19 protein-coding genes and 1 tRNA gene are annotated in these 16,732 nt (G+C 46.8%); 11 read left to right on the forward strand and 9 right to left on the reverse strand.

Going from position 1 to position 16,732, the window contains the following annotated elements; translation table 11 throughout:
• Positions 1-11: 11 nt before the first annotated feature.
• From QXJ75_04825 to QXJ75_04840, 4 genes are read right to left on the reverse strand one after another with little or no spacing between them, the layout of a single operon-like run.
• On the reverse strand, positions 12-686 hold the full coding sequence (locus QXJ75_04825; GenBank protein MEM3737389.1) for an ABC transporter ATP-binding protein: 675 nt from the start codon (positions 684-686) through the stop codon (positions 12-14).
• Positions 676-1,269, reverse strand: coding sequence for an FtsX-like permease family protein (locus QXJ75_04830; protein ID MEM3737390.1), 594 nt, complete (start codon positions 1,267-1,269; stop codon positions 676-678). The genes QXJ75_04825 and QXJ75_04830 overlap by 11 nt, the downstream gene beginning before the upstream one ends.
• 40 nt (positions 1,270-1,309) lie before the next feature.
• Complete coding sequence (locus tag QXJ75_04835) at positions 1,310-2,035, reverse strand: CdvA-like protein (protein MEM3737391.1); 726 nt, start codon at positions 2,033-2,035, stop codon at positions 1,310-1,312.
• A gap of 36 nt (positions 2,036-2,071) precedes the next feature.
• Positions 2,072-2,431, reverse strand: coding sequence for a hypothetical protein (locus QXJ75_04840; protein ID MEM3737392.1), 360 nt, complete (start codon positions 2,429-2,431; stop codon positions 2,072-2,074).
• 295 nt (positions 2,432-2,726) lie between these two features.
• Here QXJ75_04840 and QXJ75_04845 point away from each other — a divergent pair, with 295 nt between their 5' ends.
• From QXJ75_04845 to cofH, 6 genes are all read left to right on the forward strand, one after another.
• Positions 2,727-3,674: a S16 family serine protease gene (locus QXJ75_04845; GenBank protein MEM3737393.1), complete on the forward strand. Its 948-nt coding sequence runs from the start codon at positions 2,727-2,729 to the stop codon at positions 3,672-3,674.
• Positions 3,675-3,719: 45 nt separating this feature from the next.
• On the forward strand, positions 3,720-4,268 hold the full coding sequence (locus tag QXJ75_04850; protein ID MEM3737394.1) for a deoxyuridine 5'-triphosphate nucleotidohydrolase: 549 nt from the start codon (positions 3,720-3,722) through the stop codon (positions 4,266-4,268).
• Between the two features lie 15 nt (positions 4,269-4,283).
• A complete protein-coding gene (locus QXJ75_04855) occupies positions 4,284-5,513 on the forward strand; it encodes an amidohydrolase family protein (GenBank protein MEM3737395.1) in 1,230 nt (409 codons plus the stop codon).
• Between the two features lie 6 nt (positions 5,514-5,519).
• Positions 5,520-6,191: a 2,5-diamino-6-(ribosylamino)-4(3H)-pyrimidinone 5'-phosphate reductase gene (locus QXJ75_04860; protein MEM3737396.1), complete on the forward strand. Its 672-nt coding sequence runs from the start codon at positions 5,520-5,522 to the stop codon at positions 6,189-6,191.
• Between the two features lie 7 nt (positions 6,192-6,198).
• On the forward strand, positions 6,199-7,377 hold the full coding sequence (gene cofG / locus QXJ75_04865) for a 7,8-didemethyl-8-hydroxy-5-deazariboflavin synthase CofG (protein MEM3737397.1): 1,179 nt from the start codon (positions 6,199-6,201) through the stop codon (positions 7,375-7,377).
• Between the two features lie 90 nt (positions 7,378-7,467).
• A complete protein-coding gene (cofH, locus tag QXJ75_04870) occupies positions 7,468-8,571 on the forward strand; it encodes a 5-amino-6-(D-ribitylamino)uracil--L-tyrosine 4-hydroxyphenyl transferase CofH (GenBank protein ID MEM3737398.1) in 1,104 nt (367 codons plus the stop codon).
• A gap of 3 nt (positions 8,572-8,574) precedes the next feature.
• Here the strand turns inward: cofH and QXJ75_04875 are convergent, their stop codons facing one another.
• Positions 8,575-9,135, reverse strand: coding sequence for a flavin reductase family protein (locus QXJ75_04875; protein ID MEM3737399.1), 561 nt, complete (start codon positions 9,133-9,135; stop codon positions 8,575-8,577).
• A gap of 133 nt (positions 9,136-9,268) precedes the next feature.
• Here QXJ75_04875 and QXJ75_04880 point away from each other — a divergent pair, with 133 nt between their 5' ends.
• Positions 9,269-9,556 (forward strand): hypothetical protein, encoded by a 288-nt coding sequence (locus QXJ75_04880; GenBank protein ID MEM3737400.1) that lies wholly within the window; start codon positions 9,269-9,271, stop codon positions 9,554-9,556.
• A 27-nt stretch (positions 9,557-9,583) separates the two neighbouring features.
• Here QXJ75_04880 and QXJ75_04885 read toward each other — a convergent pair whose 3' ends face one another.
• A complete protein-coding gene (locus QXJ75_04885) occupies positions 9,584-10,168 on the reverse strand; it encodes a hypothetical protein (protein MEM3737401.1) in 585 nt (194 codons plus the stop codon).
• A 306-nt stretch (positions 10,169-10,474) separates the two neighbouring features.
• Between QXJ75_04885 and QXJ75_04890 the strand changes: the two genes are divergently transcribed.
• Positions 10,475-10,969: a class I SAM-dependent methyltransferase gene (locus QXJ75_04890; protein ID MEM3737402.1), complete on the forward strand. Its 495-nt coding sequence runs from the start codon at positions 10,475-10,477 to the stop codon at positions 10,967-10,969.
• A 246-nt stretch (positions 10,970-11,215) separates the two neighbouring features.
• Positions 11,216-12,112, forward strand: coding sequence for a bile acid:sodium symporter family protein (locus tag QXJ75_04895; protein ID MEM3737403.1), 897 nt, complete (start codon positions 11,216-11,218; stop codon positions 12,110-12,112).
• A gap of 66 nt (positions 12,113-12,178) precedes the next feature.
• Here QXJ75_04895 and QXJ75_04900 read toward each other — a convergent pair.
• Positions 12,179-12,266, reverse strand: a tRNA-Leu gene (locus QXJ75_04900).
• Positions 12,267-12,438: 172 nt separating this feature from the next.
• Between QXJ75_04900 and rfbB the strand changes: the two genes are divergently transcribed.
• A complete protein-coding gene (rfbB, locus tag QXJ75_04905) occupies positions 12,439-13,434 on the forward strand; it encodes a dTDP-glucose 4,6-dehydratase (protein MEM3737404.1) in 996 nt (331 codons plus the stop codon).
• Positions 13,435-13,480: 46 nt separating this feature from the next.
• On the opposite strand, the gene QXJ75_04910 is transcribed toward rfbB, so the two are convergent.
• Positions 13,481-14,545, reverse strand: a complete 1,065-nt coding sequence (locus QXJ75_04910) for an NAD-dependent epimerase/dehydratase family protein (GenBank protein MEM3737405.1) — start codon at positions 14,543-14,545, stop codon at positions 13,481-13,483.
• A gap of 691 nt (positions 14,546-15,236) precedes the next feature.
• Between QXJ75_04910 and QXJ75_04915 the strand changes: the two genes are divergently transcribed.
• Positions 15,237-16,016 (forward strand): hypothetical protein, encoded by a 780-nt coding sequence (locus QXJ75_04915; protein ID MEM3737406.1) that lies wholly within the window; start codon positions 15,237-15,239, stop codon positions 16,014-16,016.
• Here QXJ75_04915 and QXJ75_04920 read toward each other — a convergent pair.
• On the reverse strand, positions 15,985-16,732 hold a 748-nt coding region (locus QXJ75_04920), incomplete at its 5' end, for a hypothetical protein (protein MEM3737407.1). The two genes, QXJ75_04915 and QXJ75_04920, sit on opposite strands and share 32 nt — an antisense overlap.

Below are 16,732 nucleotides of genomic sequence, written 5' to 3' on the forward strand. Positions count from 1 at the left end.
AGGCAAGCCGTCTAAGGTATTCGCTTTCTTAAATGGATAACCCTCTCAGCAGTCTGAGTTACTCTTCTGCTATGTGTCGTAACCAGTATAGTTCTCCCCTTTAGAATGTTACTACTTCTCAGCAAAGTTAGAACAGATTCTGTCGTCAATGGGTCGAGGCATTCAGTAGGCTCATCCATTAGGACTATAGGCGGATCCTTTACCAATGCTCTCGCGATGCCAACCATGAGCCTTTCCCCTACGCTCAAGTTTCCAGCCTTTCTGTCAGCAAGGCTGTTGAGCCCTACTTCCTTCAAAGTATCCTTCACCATGGCCTCTCTAGCTTCACCCTTAAAACCGAGTATCGCCAGAGGCAGTTCAAGGTTCTCACATACTGAAAGCTCCGGAAATAAGTTCTGAGCCTGAAATACCACCCCCATCTTTGTAGCTCTTAAGCGAGTTAGATCATCTTCAGAGAGACTGTCTATGCGTGTCTGGTCAATGGAGATCTCCCCCGAGATGGGACGATCTAAGCCGGAGATTAGGTTAATCAGAGTGGTCTTCCCGCAGCCGGTAGGACCTACGACAGCGACGAACTCACCTTTCATTATCTGGAGGCTGACATCATCGAAGACATTAACTACCTTACCGCGGCCATTGTAAGATTTCTTAACGTGAACTAGACTTATTGCTGCTTCACTTGGCATGGGATAAAATCTCCACCGTCACCTGGCTTATCTTTCTCCAATTAATGTAGATTCCCACCAGAGAGCCAGCTAAAACACCGAGTAGGCATAACACGGTTATCAAGCCGTACCCTGCAGAGCCTAGTGTAGGAAACCTGTAGATGCCGAGCATGGGGGCGAGAAAGATCAAACCACCGCCAGCCAATACACCCACCGACACACCTACGATGCCCACGAGTAACATTTCTAGAAAGAACAGAGCTGTTATAGCCGACCTATCAGCGCCCAGTGCCTTAAAAATACTTATCTCATAGTTCGAGTGGAGTGTGGGATATAGCAGAATTGCTAGTAAGGCTATGAGGGTTATAACTGTGGCAGGCACAACCGCCAACCACTCTCCAGCAGCAACCGTTAAAGAGCATAGTAGAGTAAAAGCGGCAGAAGTCAGGGCGGTGGCAACTATAGCCAGCCAAATTCTACAGCGCGAGAGTCGGATCCTCTTCCTCAGCGCCCAGAATAAGGCAACCTTGATACTCGTATTGAGAGAGGCTTGCGCCCCATAATTGTCGACCTTATCCATGGGGGTCACAGCCCGTATTTTCATCACGCCATGGGAGGCTGGGCAATCCCATGGCAGGGGGTGGCTACACAGGGGCTCGGTTCTGCTCGTCAGAGGTGCGGAGTCGCAGGATTAGAGGCTTATGTGATTGGTCTTCATCACTGGGCTTGGCTGTTAGGATAGTCGGTTTAGTTTGAGCCACTTCTACAGGTTTCTCTGTGGGTGGAGCCAATTTGCTCAGCGCATTTTCGAGGTCTTTCTTCTCGTTTATTGCGCTCTTGATTCCATATACAAGGTTCTCGCTGTTAACCTTGTAAGTCTCCTCGCTCATCTCGCCTGTTTTGTGTTGAACTTTTATGTTGCCAAGGAATCTTTCTAGGCTTTTACACTGCGCTTCCAAGTCTGCTATTCTCTGTTTGAGTTTGTTGACAAGGTTCGCATAGGTTTCCTGCTGCCTGCTCATATCCTCCTTGTATTTCTTGTAAAGTTCGTCGTAGACGTATTGTGGTATCTCACCGTTTTTTAGGAGTTCGTCTAAAGCTTGGAACCTCTTCTGGGTAAGACTACTCTCTTCGCGGTATTTATCACAGGCTATTTTCCAAGCAGGTATAAGTAAGAGATTTTCACCTTCGATCATCACCTGATCGCTGTGATACTCAAGAAAGCCGACCTCTCCCTGATCCACACCGATTGAGTTAAGTTGCCCCATCGGGTCTAGGGAAAGCCCTACGACGTAACCGACATATCTACCATATGTGTCCTTAGCGGGTTTGCCAATATATTTCCTCAGCGCTTCTGTATGAACACTCATATTTACACACTTCCGTTCCTAAAAAGTGAAGATACCTTAACGGTGGAACCTCTCCTTTAGTCTATGGAATAGAGAGGTGTGGTGTACTTGTGGGGCAGTCGTGTTGGTAGGCTCGTTCATGTTAGTGGTAGGTGAAGGCACCTCGGCTTGTGAAGTTATGGAAGATGACGCTGATTCTGCCTCAGGTAGCGCTACTGCCTGATCTACTTTGGGAGCGGATGTAGTAGGGGCTATCTGTGATCTGTCTAATTTTACTGCCTTTCTGAATTTGCCGCCGCAAGAGCTGCATTTATAGGCTGTGACCCGCATTGCTGCGCCCTTACCAGTCTTTGGGATTACGTCCCAAGACTTCTCCTCGGCGGTGTCTTGGCTTTTACACCTCGGGCAAATTGCCAACTTAGTTCACCACTCAACATGAAAGCTGAAATAGAAATTAAGATTTTTGCAAGCATATCTAGCCAAAAAATCCTCTAAACAAGCGTTTTACTTACGAGATTATGGTATGCTTAAACATGAATAATGACAATCGATAACCTCAGAGTCCAGTTATGTCAAAGAGCATGTTAAAAAACAGACCAAAACCAGCTAGCTTGATAGCAACTACTAACCATTATCGGCAAGAGGATCGAAGAAACCTTATTAATCGATGCTTTCCGTAAGTGGCTTAGTAATACAAAAAGGTGCCTGCTCATTGGAGCAGCCTGAACCCTTAGAGAAGAAACCTCAAAGAGACCGCCGCCAAGTTATGAAAGTAATCGTAGCAGCAAGTCTTATTGTTAACGTTGCCTTAGCCTTCTCTGTTGTAAGCATGTATCATGAAGTCACACAGCTTAACAACCAGTTAAGTGTTTTAATAGACCAAAACTGGAATCTAACGAGACGTTTGGATCTCACCCAACAGAAGAATGAACTGCTGGAGAATCAGGTCGACTTCTACAGAAGGCAAGCTGAATACTACCAGAGACAGCTCGAGAGAGAAGATGCCGCACTTGGCCTTACTGGTGCATCAACAATTAACGCTGTCGGCGTGGTAGAACTCTATCAAGTGCCATACACAACCTCCTACAAAGGTGCAACTATGAAATTGGATGTCGAACTACATGTCGGGTCAGGGAGGATTCTGGTGAATACTGAACCTAGGGTAGGGATAGATCTCCAGAGTAGCACGCGTACTGCGGCTATTGTAGCTGAAAATTATACTGGTATATCCCTGGAGAAGACTGATGTTATCATAACGGTGAAGGCTGAAGAGGAGGTGAACGTAGTAGACGGACCTAGTGCTGGTGTAGCTCTAACAGCGGCCATAATTGCCGCAATATCGAACCAGACAATAAACCAGCAAATCTATGCTACAGGAACTATAAATCCGGATGGCACTATTGGGAAAGTTGGCGGTGTGCTTTACAAGGCGGTAGCCGCAGCTGAAGAAGGCGCGTCGAAGTTTTTAGTCCCGAGGGGTCAGAAGATTGTCACAATTTCTGTTCAAGAGAGGCGGGAGATAGCACCTAATTTCACGCTCATAATAACTAGGCAAGAGGCAGTGGATCTTCAAGAGTATCTCCAACAGAGCGGTTACTTCGTGGAGGTAATTGAGGTTGACACGATAATGGATGCATATTCTATCTTGATTAGCGGATAGTAGAGAGTAAAATACCTAGGTAATTGATTTACTGGGAGGGCAGATTTGCAACTCTACGACAACACGAGTGCCCCTATTAGGGGTTGCGCCTTGACTAGGCGTGAAATTTTGAGACGGATAAACTCGCAGAAGCCCTTAATCAAGGGATACGTAGATCTAGCCACACAGCTCCAGCCCGCAGGCTTCGAGTTGACAGTCAGAGAGGTCAGCCGTCTCAGGGGGGCAGGAGTTCTAGACTTCTCGAATAGAAGAAGAAAAATATCCGATCTGAATGAAGTGAAGCTTGAGAGCGGAGCACATGCGAGGCTAGATGTTGGGGCTTATGTTGTACGCTATAATGAGGTAATTCATCTTCCGCTTGATTTGTTAGCGTTAGTCTTCCCGCGGTCCTCTCTGTTAAGGTGTGGGGCTACATTATACACCGCGGTGTGGGATCCTGGATATGTGGGGCGCGGGCAGGGACTACTCTCCGTCCATAATCCCCATGGATTGGAGCTATTCAAGAACGCGCGGATATGCCAGATGATATTCTTCAAGCTTATTGAACCCGCCTCGAAAGGCTACAAGGGCGCATATATGAAGGAGGGACTATAGCATGGTGGTGGACAGGTGAAGATCCTAGCGGAAGCCATGATACTGGCCGGAGAAGAGATGGAGACCATAAAGAGGGGTTACATAGCGATAGAAGATGGTAGGATAGTTAGAGTTGGATCAGGTTCTCCCTCTGTTAGTGGGGTAACGGTCAGCAATCTAAGGGGGTGTCTGGTGGTTCCTGGGCTTATAAACGCCCACACACATGTGGGCGACTCTGTCGCCAAGGATGTTGCCCCAACTAGAGGTCTGCGCGAACTTGTGCAGCCCCCTCTGGGTCTAAAGCATAAGATCCTAAGGGAGACTCCCCCGGAGAGGTTAGTCTCAGCCATGAGGGACACGATCCGAGACATGTTGCGGTGCGGTGTCACAACCTTCGCCGACTTTAGAGAGGGGGGCCTCGAGGGTGTAAGGCTGCTTAAGGCTGCGGCTGAGGGCTTAGGCATAAGAGTTCTAACTTTAGGGAGACCGAACTTCCAATTCTCGGAGACAGCTCTACAAGCCGGCAAGGAGAGGCTTCCCACGGAGATGATGGAAGAAGTTGAGGGGATACTTAACTACGCGGAGGGTCTGGGCCTCAGTAGCCCAAACGAGTTCACAGACCACGCTCTACAAGAAATCGCGGAGCATTTTAAAGGCAGAGTAATTATTGCCACACATGTAGCTGAACATCAAATGACTATCGACACCTCCATCAGGCGGAGTGGTTTAAGTGACGTTGAGAGAGCTCTTAGATATTTGAAGGCGGATTTCCTTGTACACCTTACCAAGGCAGGAGGGGGTGATCTACGCAGAGTTAGAGAAGCGGGTGTCCCTGTGGTCTGCTGCCCTAGGGCTAATGCTGCCCTAGGGTTGGGGTTCCCTCCAATCGGGAGGCTACTAGAGTTGGGAGTAACTGTAGCTTTAGGGTCGGATAACGTTATGGTTAACTCGCCAGACCTCTTCAGGGAGATGGAGTTCACTACGCGGCTCATCAGAGCAGAGGCTGAAAGCCTAGACGCCTTCACGCCGCGGGAGAGTTTCAAGATGGTAACCATCAACGCTGCGAGGCTTTTGGGGCTGGGGGACAGGATAGGTTCTATCGAGGAGGGAAAGTTTGCCGACCTCGTAATTATAGACGCAGATGCCCCGAATCTAAGACCACTCTGTGAACCACTATCAGCCCTAGTTAACAGGGTCAGGCCAGATAATGTGAAGGCTGTGCTTGTTGGGGGGGAGGTAGTTTATGGCAGGTTGCGAGGGTACTAAACTTTGATGTCAGGGGCAAAGCGGCCTTATGTCATATTGAACGCTGCTATGACATTGGATGGAAAGATTGCCAGTAGGTCTGGAGATTCAAGGATCTCTTGCGAGGAGGATCTGGGTAGAGTTCACAGGTTAAGGGCCAACGTTGACGCCATAATGATTGGAATCAACACTTTACTCGTCGACGACCCAAAGTTGACAGCTAGACGAGTTAATGGCAGAAATCCAGTTCCCGTCATCGTAGACAGCCAAGCTCGAACTCCCCCAAACTCTAAATTTCTGAGCATAAAGAGAGAAAGGAACCCCATAATCGCCGTGGCCGGGTGCGCCTCGAAAAGGAGAATTGAAGTTTTGAAGGAGGCAGGATGTGAAGTTATCGTCACTGGCCGAGGTAGGAGGGTGAATCTCAGCGTACTTATGGACAGACTCTGGAAGCGAGGGATACAGACTGTCCTACTGGAGGGTGGTGGAACCCTTATCTGGAGCATGGTAAAAGAGCGTCTGATAGACGAGGTCAAAGTTGCCATAGCCCCAATAATGTTAGGCGGTGTAGACGCTGTCACACTTGTTGAGGGCAAGGGCTACGCTTCCATAAGCGATGCCCTCAAGTTGGAGTTTCTCGGGATGGAAGTCTGCGGCGAGGATGTAGTCCTATCCTACAAGGTCAGGAGTGGAGGTTGACTGGTCGGTGAAACTACCAGAGGGGGTTAGAGAGGTCTTAGATAAGGCTGCTGGAGGCGGCGGCATAGAGAGGGAGGAGGCATACCAGCTTATGCACATAGGTGAGGAGCATCTTCCAGCTTTGACCTCCACGGCATTGAAGGTACGGCTTCACGGCAGAGGGATCACAACAAGCTTCTCAAGGAAGGCGTTCATCCCGCTCACAAACCTCTGCCGTAACGCTTGCAGGTACTGTGGATTCCGAAAGACACCTAAAGACACAGACGCAAAGCTCATGACACCAAAAGAGGTGTTAAAGATAGCTAAGCAGGCGATGTTGGCAGGCTGCAACGAGGCGCTATTCACGTTGGGAGAGAAGCCTGAGGAGGTCTACCCAGAGGTTAGAGAGAGGTTGAGGGCCCTCGGCTACGAGAATACAATAGCCTACCTATATGACGCCTGCAAACTTGTAATTGAAGAAACCGGGCTTATACCCCACAGCAACGCCGGCATACTAACTCCAAGGGAGATGGCTGAGTTGAGAGAGGTTAACGCCAGCATGGGGCTAATGCTGGAGAGCATTAGTGAAAGGCTCTGCGGTGAGGGGGGACCTCATGAGCTAAGCCCGGGGAAGAAGCCAAAGCGTCGCCTAAGTGTAATAGAGGATGCAGGCCGCCAGAGGGTAGCTTTCACCACAGGGCTCCTCATAGGGATTGGAGAGACACTTGAAGAGCGTGTGGACTCTTTGTTCGCGATTAAGAAACTTCATGAACAGTATGGGCACATCCAGGAGGTTTTGATACAGAATTTCAAAGCTAGAGTTGGAACGCCGATGGAGAAATCTGCAGAGCCATCCTCACTTGAAGTGACCAAGACTTTAGCTGTAGCGCGTTTAATCTTAGGTGGAGAGGTGAACATTCAAGCCCCTCCAAACCTCAACTCAGAAATCCAGCCGATCCTACTACAGGCGGGGGTGAATGACTGGGGAGGGATATCTCCTGTGACTATAGACTATATCAACCCTGAAGCCCCTTGGCCAAGCATAGATAGACTTAAAGAGGTGACCGAGAGAGCAGGATTTGTATTAAAAGAGCGCTTGCCTATTTACCCGGAGTTCATTACAAAAAAACAAGGCTTCATACCTGAGGGGCTTAAGGACCTCATCCTAAGCCGAATAGATGAGGAAGGTTACGTGAAGGTGGGATAAATTATAGACCCTCATGGAGCGCTGAAGGGAGTCATTTCACTTCGCCTAAGCCGCCTCATAGAAGACCTCCTCTCTCAAGTAGACCCCATCGTGGCGGCGATACTGGATAGAGCCCTTGACGAGAAAGAGATCTCCCCGAAGGAGGGTATTGAACTTATGAAGACCTCGGGGAGGGACCTCTGGAGCCTCATCTTAACCGCAGACTGGCTGAGGCGCAAACGTGTAGGAGATATCGTAACCTACATTGTAAACAGGAACATAAATCTGACCAACATCTGCACCGTAGGTTGCAAGTTCTGCGCCTTCCACCGCTTACCTGGAGCTCCAGACGCCTACACTCTTTCAATAGGAAAAGTGGCGGAGATGGCGAGAGAGGCTTGGGAGCGCGGAGCCACCGAGGTTTGCATTCAGGGGGGATGTAACCCTACCCTCGACGCCCACTATTACGTAGAATTAATTAGTGCGGTTAAGGCTGCAGCTCCGGGAATACATATCCACGGCTTCTCTCCGATGGAGATCTACCATGTAGCGCAAAGGGCGAACCTGCCGATCAGAGAGGTTCTCAAAATGTTAAAGGAGGTGGGGTTAGGTAGCATACCCGGGACGGCTGCGGAGATCTTCTCTGAGAGGGTGAGAAGGACTCTATGCCCAAACAAGTTACCTACCCACCTATGGGTCGAGATCATCAAGACAGCTCATAAACTTGGAATCCCCTCAACCTCTACCATGATGTACGGTCACATCGACGAGTCTGAGGACTGTGTAGAGCATCTCCAGTTATTGAGAGCGATTCAGAAAGAGACCCACGGCTTCACCGAGTTCATCCCTCTATCCTTCATCCATCAGAGAGCCCCGATCTTTCTAGAAGGAAACGCCAGACCTGGAGCCACGGGCATAAAAGACCTGAAGATCTACGCTGTCTCGCGAATCTTCCTGAATGGGTGGGTTGACAACATCCAAGTCTCATGGGTTAAGCTAGGCCTTAAGTTCGCGCAGGTGGCATTGAATGCGGGGGCGAACGACTTTGGCGGAACACTTATGGAGGAGAATATATCCAGAGCTGCTGGGGCTACGGCTGGAGAGTACCTCTCACCTGTGGAGATAAGGAGGCTTATACGCGATATCGGCCGAATTCCAGCCGAAAGGAACACAACTTACAAGATTCTCCGAATGTTCGGCGGGACTGAGCTGTGAAGCCTAGATTTTAGGTGTGAGAGTTGCTTCTACGGTAGTAGTGAAGTGATCCTCGGCTAGGTGGAGGAGAGCTCTGAACTTTTCGTTGTTTATAAGCCCCCCTCGAAGGAGGTTTTTATTCGCATAAGCCGCTAGAATCTCGCCGACGAATAGAGTGTGGTCTCCAGTTGTTATACTGTTGACAACTCGGCACTCGAGATGCGCGGCGCACTCATTTATGATAGGCGGCCTAACTCGTCGAGAGGGCTTCGGCGTCAAACCTGAAACTTGAAACTTGTCAACCTCCCTCCCAGAGATCCTACCGCATATAAGAGCCTGTGCAGCTATGGCTGCTGTGGGAATGTTTACAACGAATTCTCCTGTCTTAGCTATCAGGTCGTGGGAGTACCTCTGCGGCGAGATGGATATACCAACTAGGCTGGGGGTGAATGAGAGGGGAGTACTCCACGCGAGCGTAATAATGTTAGGCCTCCCAGTAGATGGATCAACACATGTCACTAGGATGGTTGGACGAGGATACATTAGCCTATAGAACAGACGACCCTCAACTTGAACTTTCTCCAATAAAGGACCCCCAAACATGCCCAGCTGATTTAATCTACTCTGAATCTACTAATAAAGTCTCCAAAAAATATCGGAAGAGCTAAAAGACTCAGAGCTAAAAGTTAGGTTGAGACTCGGTAGGGGGTCTAGGTTTTTGAGTTTTTCAGAGGAAGTTTTAACGAAGAGTAGGACTGGTAGAGTTGAAGTCAGAGCTCTCGAATCTAGAGGGCGGTATGTGCTCTGTAAATACCTCGACCCTGAAACATTACAGCTAGCCGACGAAAAGAGGAAGCTTACATTGATTGATGAAAAAGGCAAAATATACGAGTACTTCCTAATACCCCTCAAAGGCAAGAATCGCCGCCTCATGGTTGAGGCTGAGAAGGAGCCAAAGGGACGTAAAGTTTGGAACCCTATAACACGCCAAGAGGAGGAACTTTGAGGTTAAATCGCTAACGGAGCAGAAAGCTTAGCTTCTAAGCTTCATCTTCTCCCACATCTTCTCTAATGTCCAACGGATGGAATTCCTCAAGGTAACTATCCTTTGCTCGTCTCCCAAGTTTCTTATGACAAGCTCTCTCAAAGTGTCCCCATCTTGGTGGATCCGATAACTTAGAATATCCTCCGGCTTGATCACACCCTGCACAGCTTCTTCCCGATCCTTGGCTGCCATCGCATTTAACACCTTGCTAATTAGGAACTGCTGGAATGGGGGCGTAGATACCCTGAACTTCATGTTCTCAGCAGGAGTGACCTTCATCTCATTCTTCCCAAGGAATAAGCTTCCAAGAAGCGTCCCGTCTGCGGCCTTGAGGGGAGTTATCTGCTCGTAGGTGGGGGGGGCTTGTTCGGTTATGGGAGGGGAAGTTTGTGGGAGGGGGACAGTTGGAGTAGGTTTTGGGGCTTCAGCAGCCAGCGCAACCTTACTCGAGGCGTACTCCTCTACAAGCCCCAAAAGTTCTTTAAGTTGATCTATCTCCTGCTCAAGCTCCGAGATACGCCCCCTTATACGCTCCCTAATTTTGAGGAGCTTCTCCTCTCTCCCCTCATCCATAGTCTACGACGCCTCAGTATAATCTGCTACATTGATAGATTTAAAGTTGAAACCTAGGCTATCCAATTTTACCTTCGCGATATAAGCCAAATATTTGACATTTCCGAAGACTAAAAAAGGTGCAAGCATATCCCATAGCGCGATAAGAATAGGTATCGGGTATCACGACTAATTAAGACGAGTATCTCTTTAAATTCTCGATTTTTTACCCAAAATAAAGATTTGAAGATACTGAGTCCCTTTTTATGTTTCCAAGGAATACTTAAAAGTACGAGCATTCAGAACTGTTTATGAGATCTGTGGAACATGAAAAATCTTAAGGCAGAGATGTTTAATAGGAAAGCGTCTGACCCCAAAAGCAAACCAGATCAAATATTAGAAGCACTAAAGTTAAAATCAGGACAAACAGTTGCCGACATTGGAGCGGGGGGAGGATATTTTTCTCTACGGTTCGCTGATGCAGTCGGAAGAGAAGGTCGAGTGTTTGCTGTTGATATAGATCCCGGATTTCTGGAATTTATCAGGGATAAGTCTAAAGAGAAAGGGTTAGACAACATTGAAACAATCCTTGCTACAGAAGATGCGCTACCTCTACCTAGAAGGAGTATAGATTTAGTTTTTATGCGAAATGTGACTCATCATCTGCCAAATCGTGTAGACTATTTTAGAAAATTGAGAGACGTGCTGAAACCAGAAGGAAGGATTGCAATCATAGAGTATAAACATAGCGGCGGATTCAGTTTCCATAAGAATGTTTGGGCATTTTGTCCCGAAAGAAGTCATAATGGCAGAGATGCATAAGGCCGGATACCAATTGAAAGAGGACTTCGACTTTTTACCAGAACAGTCGTTTACCATATTCTCCGTACACAGTGAAGATAGGCGCGAAAGTGTGGGGGAATAGAATAATATACAAGTTCAAATTACACGCGTTTATCTATACTCATTTTTGGCAAGAATCTACCCTAAAGTTTGCTCATAATAGAATGGGATAGCACAGCTCTTGGTGATTTAATTAATTAGGACCTTATTTTAATAGGAAAAATTATGGGGTTATCTAGATGGGTCAATGACAATCTTTTGGTTTTGGTAATTATTTTCGCTATTATCGGTGTATTGTTTCCTCAGTTTTCTTTCCTTTCGAACTACGTAGGCCTCATTCTATTTGTGATGATCTTAGGCCTCGGTTTAACGATCACCCTCCAAGATTTTGTAAAAGTAGTGAATACCCCACAGAAAATATTGGCTGTCTTAATAGTTCAGTATTCAGCGATTCCGATTATAGCGTTTTCACTGACATATTTGGCAAGGGATCGTAGCACTGCAATGGGCATTTTGATTATCGGTAGTGCTCCCTCTGAGATAACGTCTGCTTTGATGGTTTATCTCGCAGGCGGCAACCTTGCTCTAGCTACAGCCATAATGGGAAGCTCAATCTTGGTAGCACCCTTCATTATGCCACTATTGCTTTCATTACTTGCCGGGGAGTCGGTGGTCATAGACACAGGTGGGATGCTGAAAGAATTACTGCTAATTGTGGCATTACCTGTCATCATAGGCTCCCTACTCAGAACAAAGTTCCAAGATTTGAAGAAGCATGAAGAACAGTTTTACTCTCTATCCTCGGTGATGGTGATCTTGTTGATATTCACTGTGGCATCGGGTAACGCTGAGGTCATCCTAAACATGAGCATAATTTGGTTGGCTGTGTTGTTGCTGGTTCTGAATCTCAGTGGTTATCTAATCGGCTTTATCACCGGAAAACTGGTGATGCCTAATGGAGAACTCAAAACTTACATGTTTACTATCGGCATGAAAGAGTTCGGCGTCGGAGCAGCTGTGGCTCTACAATTCTTCGATCCTGAAGTGGCATTGCCTTCTACTGTCTATGGAATAATTATGCTTATCACCGCACCGATCTTAGTGAGAATTATCAAAAGATAGAATCTTGGACACAAGTCCTTTTGCAAAAATAACCTTAAAATAAAAACTTAAACTGGAAAATAGGCTTGGTGCGGGGGGAGGGATTTGAACCCTCGAACCCCTACGGGACAGGATTCTGAGTCCTGCGCCTTTGACCATGCTTGGCGACCCCCGCTGCCAGTCTCAGCCAATGAATTTAGTAGATATTGAATCTTTCGTCGCCGATCTATTTTTCTACTTCTCGTGCAGGCGTGGGGTGCTTTGAGGGCTGTGTCTACTGAATTTTTATCTTTTGGGGGATCTATTTAGAGTTAGGTTCGTAGTCATTGTAAGGGTGCTTCGACAATATGAGACTTCTTGTCACGGGTGGTATGGGTTTCATAGGCAGCAACTTCATAAGGTACATTCTCACCCAGCGTAGAGATGTGGAGGTTGTGAATCTCGACTGCCTATCCATGGGGTCAAATCGAGCCAACCTTGCTGATCTCGCCGAGTGTGAAAGGTACAAGTTCATCCGAGGAGACATAACCGATAGTCGCCTCCTCGGCGAGATATTGAGTGGGGTCGACGTAGTGGTCAATATCGCAGCGGAAACTCATGTCGATAGAAGCATAGCCGATCCAGTCCCCTTTTTCCGGAGTAACTGCCTAGGCGTCTTCACTTTGTTGGAGGCAGCTAGAAGGCTTCATGTCAAGGTCCTACAGGTCTCCACCGATGAGGTCTACGGAGATATAGTGGAGGGTTCCTTCAGGGAAGAAGACAGACTTAGACCCTCCTCCCCCTACTCCGCTACAAAGGCTTGTGGAGATATGTTAGCGTTAGCCTACCATCGAACCTACGGCCTCGACTTGACAGTGGTGCGATGTACCAACAATTACGGCCCCTACCAATTCCCAGAGAAACTAATCCCTAAAACTATTATTAGAGCGTCCAAAGGCCTCACTATACCGGTCTACGGAACTGGCCAAAATGTTAGAGACTGGATCTACGTAATCGACTTCTGTGATGCTCTTGAGAAGCTTCTAGATTGTGGTAAGCCTGGCGAGGTATACAATGTATCCTCTGGAGTGGAACTTCAAAACATTGAGGTTGTTAAAGCCATTCTCAAAGTTATGGGGATGCCAGAAGGGCTTATAACCTTTGTGGAAGATAGGCCTGGGCACGATGTGCGATACAGTCTAGACTCTTCGAAGATAAGGAGAGAGCTAGGCTGGGAGCCAAAACATAGATTTGAAGAGGCACTGGAGGCGACCGTCAGGTGGTACTCTGCTAATAAGCAGTGGTGGGACCCCCTCGTCAACGACGAAGTCCTCGGCATCACGCCTTGGAAGCACGAACACTAAGCGCTAACCGGTTCTAGAAAGGAGATCCCCCATTCTCTATCTAAGATTAACCATCGTCTCTTTTTCTGCCTGATTCTAAGGCTTCGCGCAAAACCTCGTATATCTCTTTGAATATTTCTTCAAGGCTTCTTTTTACCCTCCATCCAGGGTAATGTGACTTGGCTTTGTTTATATTTGAGATCCACCAGATGTGATCTCCCTCTCTCTCGGCTTCCATTCTTGAATTTATTTTTCTACCCGTAATCTTCTCTATGAGGTCGAACGACTCCAGAAGAGAGATTGAGTTGTCTCTGCTCCCACCCACATTATATACTTCCCCCCTACGTGGATTTTTAACGAACTCGTAAAAAAGTTCAGCCAAGTCGCGAGCGTGGATAACGTCCCTGACCTGATATCCACCATAACCATAAATAGTTAATACCTCACCTGTCAGTGCCTTCCTAATGAAGTAAGGCTCCCAATTATGCATCTCTACAGCCTTCGCAGCCCCGCCAGTGATGCAGCCCATCCTGAATACGCCTGTCTTCAGACCGTAAAGCAGAGCATATTCTTGAGTGTACAAATCCCCAGCAACTTTTGACACGCCGAACGGCGTGTGCATACACCTGTCTATTCGCAGTGTCTCATTAAATCCGTCTCTGAGGGTTGGGTCGATTGGCTCAAACCGTTTGCCGACTTTCTTATAGCAGAAGTAATTTGGAGTGTCACCATATACCTTGTTCGTTGAACAGAAAATGAAGACTGCGTCCTTATTATGTTTCCGAATGTTTTCAAGTAGAAACAAAGTTCCCCAAGCGTTAATTTGAAAGTCTTCCAGCGGAATCTCGATCGACTTGGGGTGTGAGGGTTGCGCCGCAGTATGAATGATCGCGTCAGCTTTCCGAATCAACGGAATTATCTTTTCATCTCTTAGATCCATCTCGTGGTGTTCAATGTTATATTCTTTCAACAAGTTGGCTATGGTATCACGGGTATTCGCTTCACCACCGAAGATTTTACCCCTCATATAATTATCAACACTGATTACCTCATACCCGGCTTCAGAAAATACCCTGCAACATTCAGATCCGACTAAACCAGCCCCACCCGTCACTAGCACTTTTTCAGGCATTAAACCCCCCCCCAAGGCATGGAGTTAGGCTTTCTTGGTAGTGCCCCCTTAACTTCAACTAAACCTCACCATTTTCCTTTTTAGTGAATCTTCCTTTGGCAACTACCACATAACTTCATATAAACCATAGATGTTTGAATTTATATTTTGTTCAGTATTTCAATGTCGAGGTGGTGGAATGGTTTTTTATCTCTAAATATGGTGAGAGATTCGATAAATGTAGACGCGTTGAGTTCGATGATGAGAAAAACTTTAGGGAGCTGTTTTTGAGGCTTATCGAAGAGGATTCAAGTCTATTACGGAAAAACTAGAACATTAATGCAGTTAAAACTGTCTATCTCAGTTTTAGAGTAGGGGACTCCCACACAAATTCGCCAGCATTTAATACTCTATTTAGCTCAACCCTCATTGTAAGGCTCTATTTTCGAGTAAAAAATTAAAATTATGCAAATACAATATGCAACTAAACAATGCCACATCATGACACGATAATTCACTAGGTCATCTCATATAATTCTTTGATAAAGCAGCCAAGTGAACCTTTTTTTAAAAAAAGTTACGAGATGAAGAAGGGAGTGTTCAGCTCGAAGAAGATGAGATGAAGATAAAGGATGTATAAACGCCACAGGGTTGACAGGGTCAAGAAACTAGGTCGGCCTATTTTTACATTCTCGTCTATCTAACGGTTACATTGCTAGTGCTCTGGGATCTCCTACTGCCTGGATACGTTCTAACTTTGGATATGGTCTTCGGGCCAAATATAAGAATATGGGATTACATTTACGGTTTAGAGCCAAGTTTCAACTCCTTCATCGCCTATAAATTATTCCTAAAGTTGTGTAGTTTCATACTTCCCGTTTGGGTTATCGAGAAGGCTTTGATGGTTCTCGCATTCTTCCTATCCGGCGTCTCGTCTCATAGGCTCTGCCCAACCGAGAGTGTAGCTGGCAAGTTCTTTGCTGGATTCCTCTATATGCTCAATCCATTCCTCTATGTCAGGTTTATGGCAGGACATCTGGATCTAATACTGGCTTACGCTCTTATGCCCTTTGTCGTTAAAGGAATTATCCGTCTTCTTGATTCACATAGGCTCAGAAGCACAGTGGAACTGACATTTCTGCTCACACTCGTTGGCGTTTTATCACTACATACTCTCTTACTGGCATTGTTCGCATTAGCCGTCCTTCTCCTTGTAAAGTTGGTTTCAGGCTTTAGAGAGATTTCCATCCTGAGAAATCTATGCGTACTCTCGATCTCCTTCGCTCTCTTGAACATTTACTGGATTGCACCAAGTTTTACAAGGTTACAGGAGGTGGCCCCTCAAATCAGTTACGCCGACCTTCAGGTGTTCACAGCCCGCAACTGGGGTACAGAGTTTAACATCCTCTTCAGCCTCGCCTCGATGCACGGCTTCTGGAGGGGAGGCTACAATTACATCTTCAACATATTGCCTTTAAGATTGTTTTCATAATCCTTTCGTGGGTCTCAGTAAACGTGCCATCATTTGGAATGAGCGTTAAAGAATATCTCTTAGAGAGGTTGAGGTATATCTCCCTTGATTTCCTTGCTTCCATCAAAGTTAGAGTGTCGTACTTTCTTCTTGAAATTGAAAGCTCCTCTGCGACATCTAGAACAAAAGTTAAGTCTGGTTTCTGGAATATCTTGAGAACTATTCTCGCAACATTCTCTTTGTATAACCCGTCGAGCTGCATGTCGGCGATCCAATCATATATGTATCTGTCGCAGATGACTGTCTTTCCTAAAGCCGCTGGCAACTTAATCTTGTAAAGATAGATTATCTTATAGTCAAGTAGAGTTACATAACCCCACACCGCCGCCAAAAATTTATTCCTGAGGTATTTTTTCTTATTCTCGTAGAAGTCGCTCTTCAGACGCCTTATACTAAACCTCCTACTTCGGAGCATGAAAAAAAGGCTCACGCAGATTGTCAGAGGATATGTGACCAGCCTAACCCACCTGCACCATGCGTATCGACATGGATACCCCAACAATTCGAGTTTTCTCACACAAGCCTTTGCGTGTGAAGTTTTACCTGAACCGTCCACTCCCGAGAAACATACCAGCATAGGAGTGCCCCCTACAGTATGTTTACTCCTATATGGCGGAGGAGTGAGATAGTGGAAAATTTGAGCAGGTAGACTTCCACCTCTTTGAATATGCGCCTCG

This window comes from Candidatus Bathyarchaeia archaeon, assembly GCA_038883335.1.
Lineage (GTDB): Archaea > Thermoproteota > Bathyarchaeia > Hecatellales > Hecatellaceae > JAVZMI01.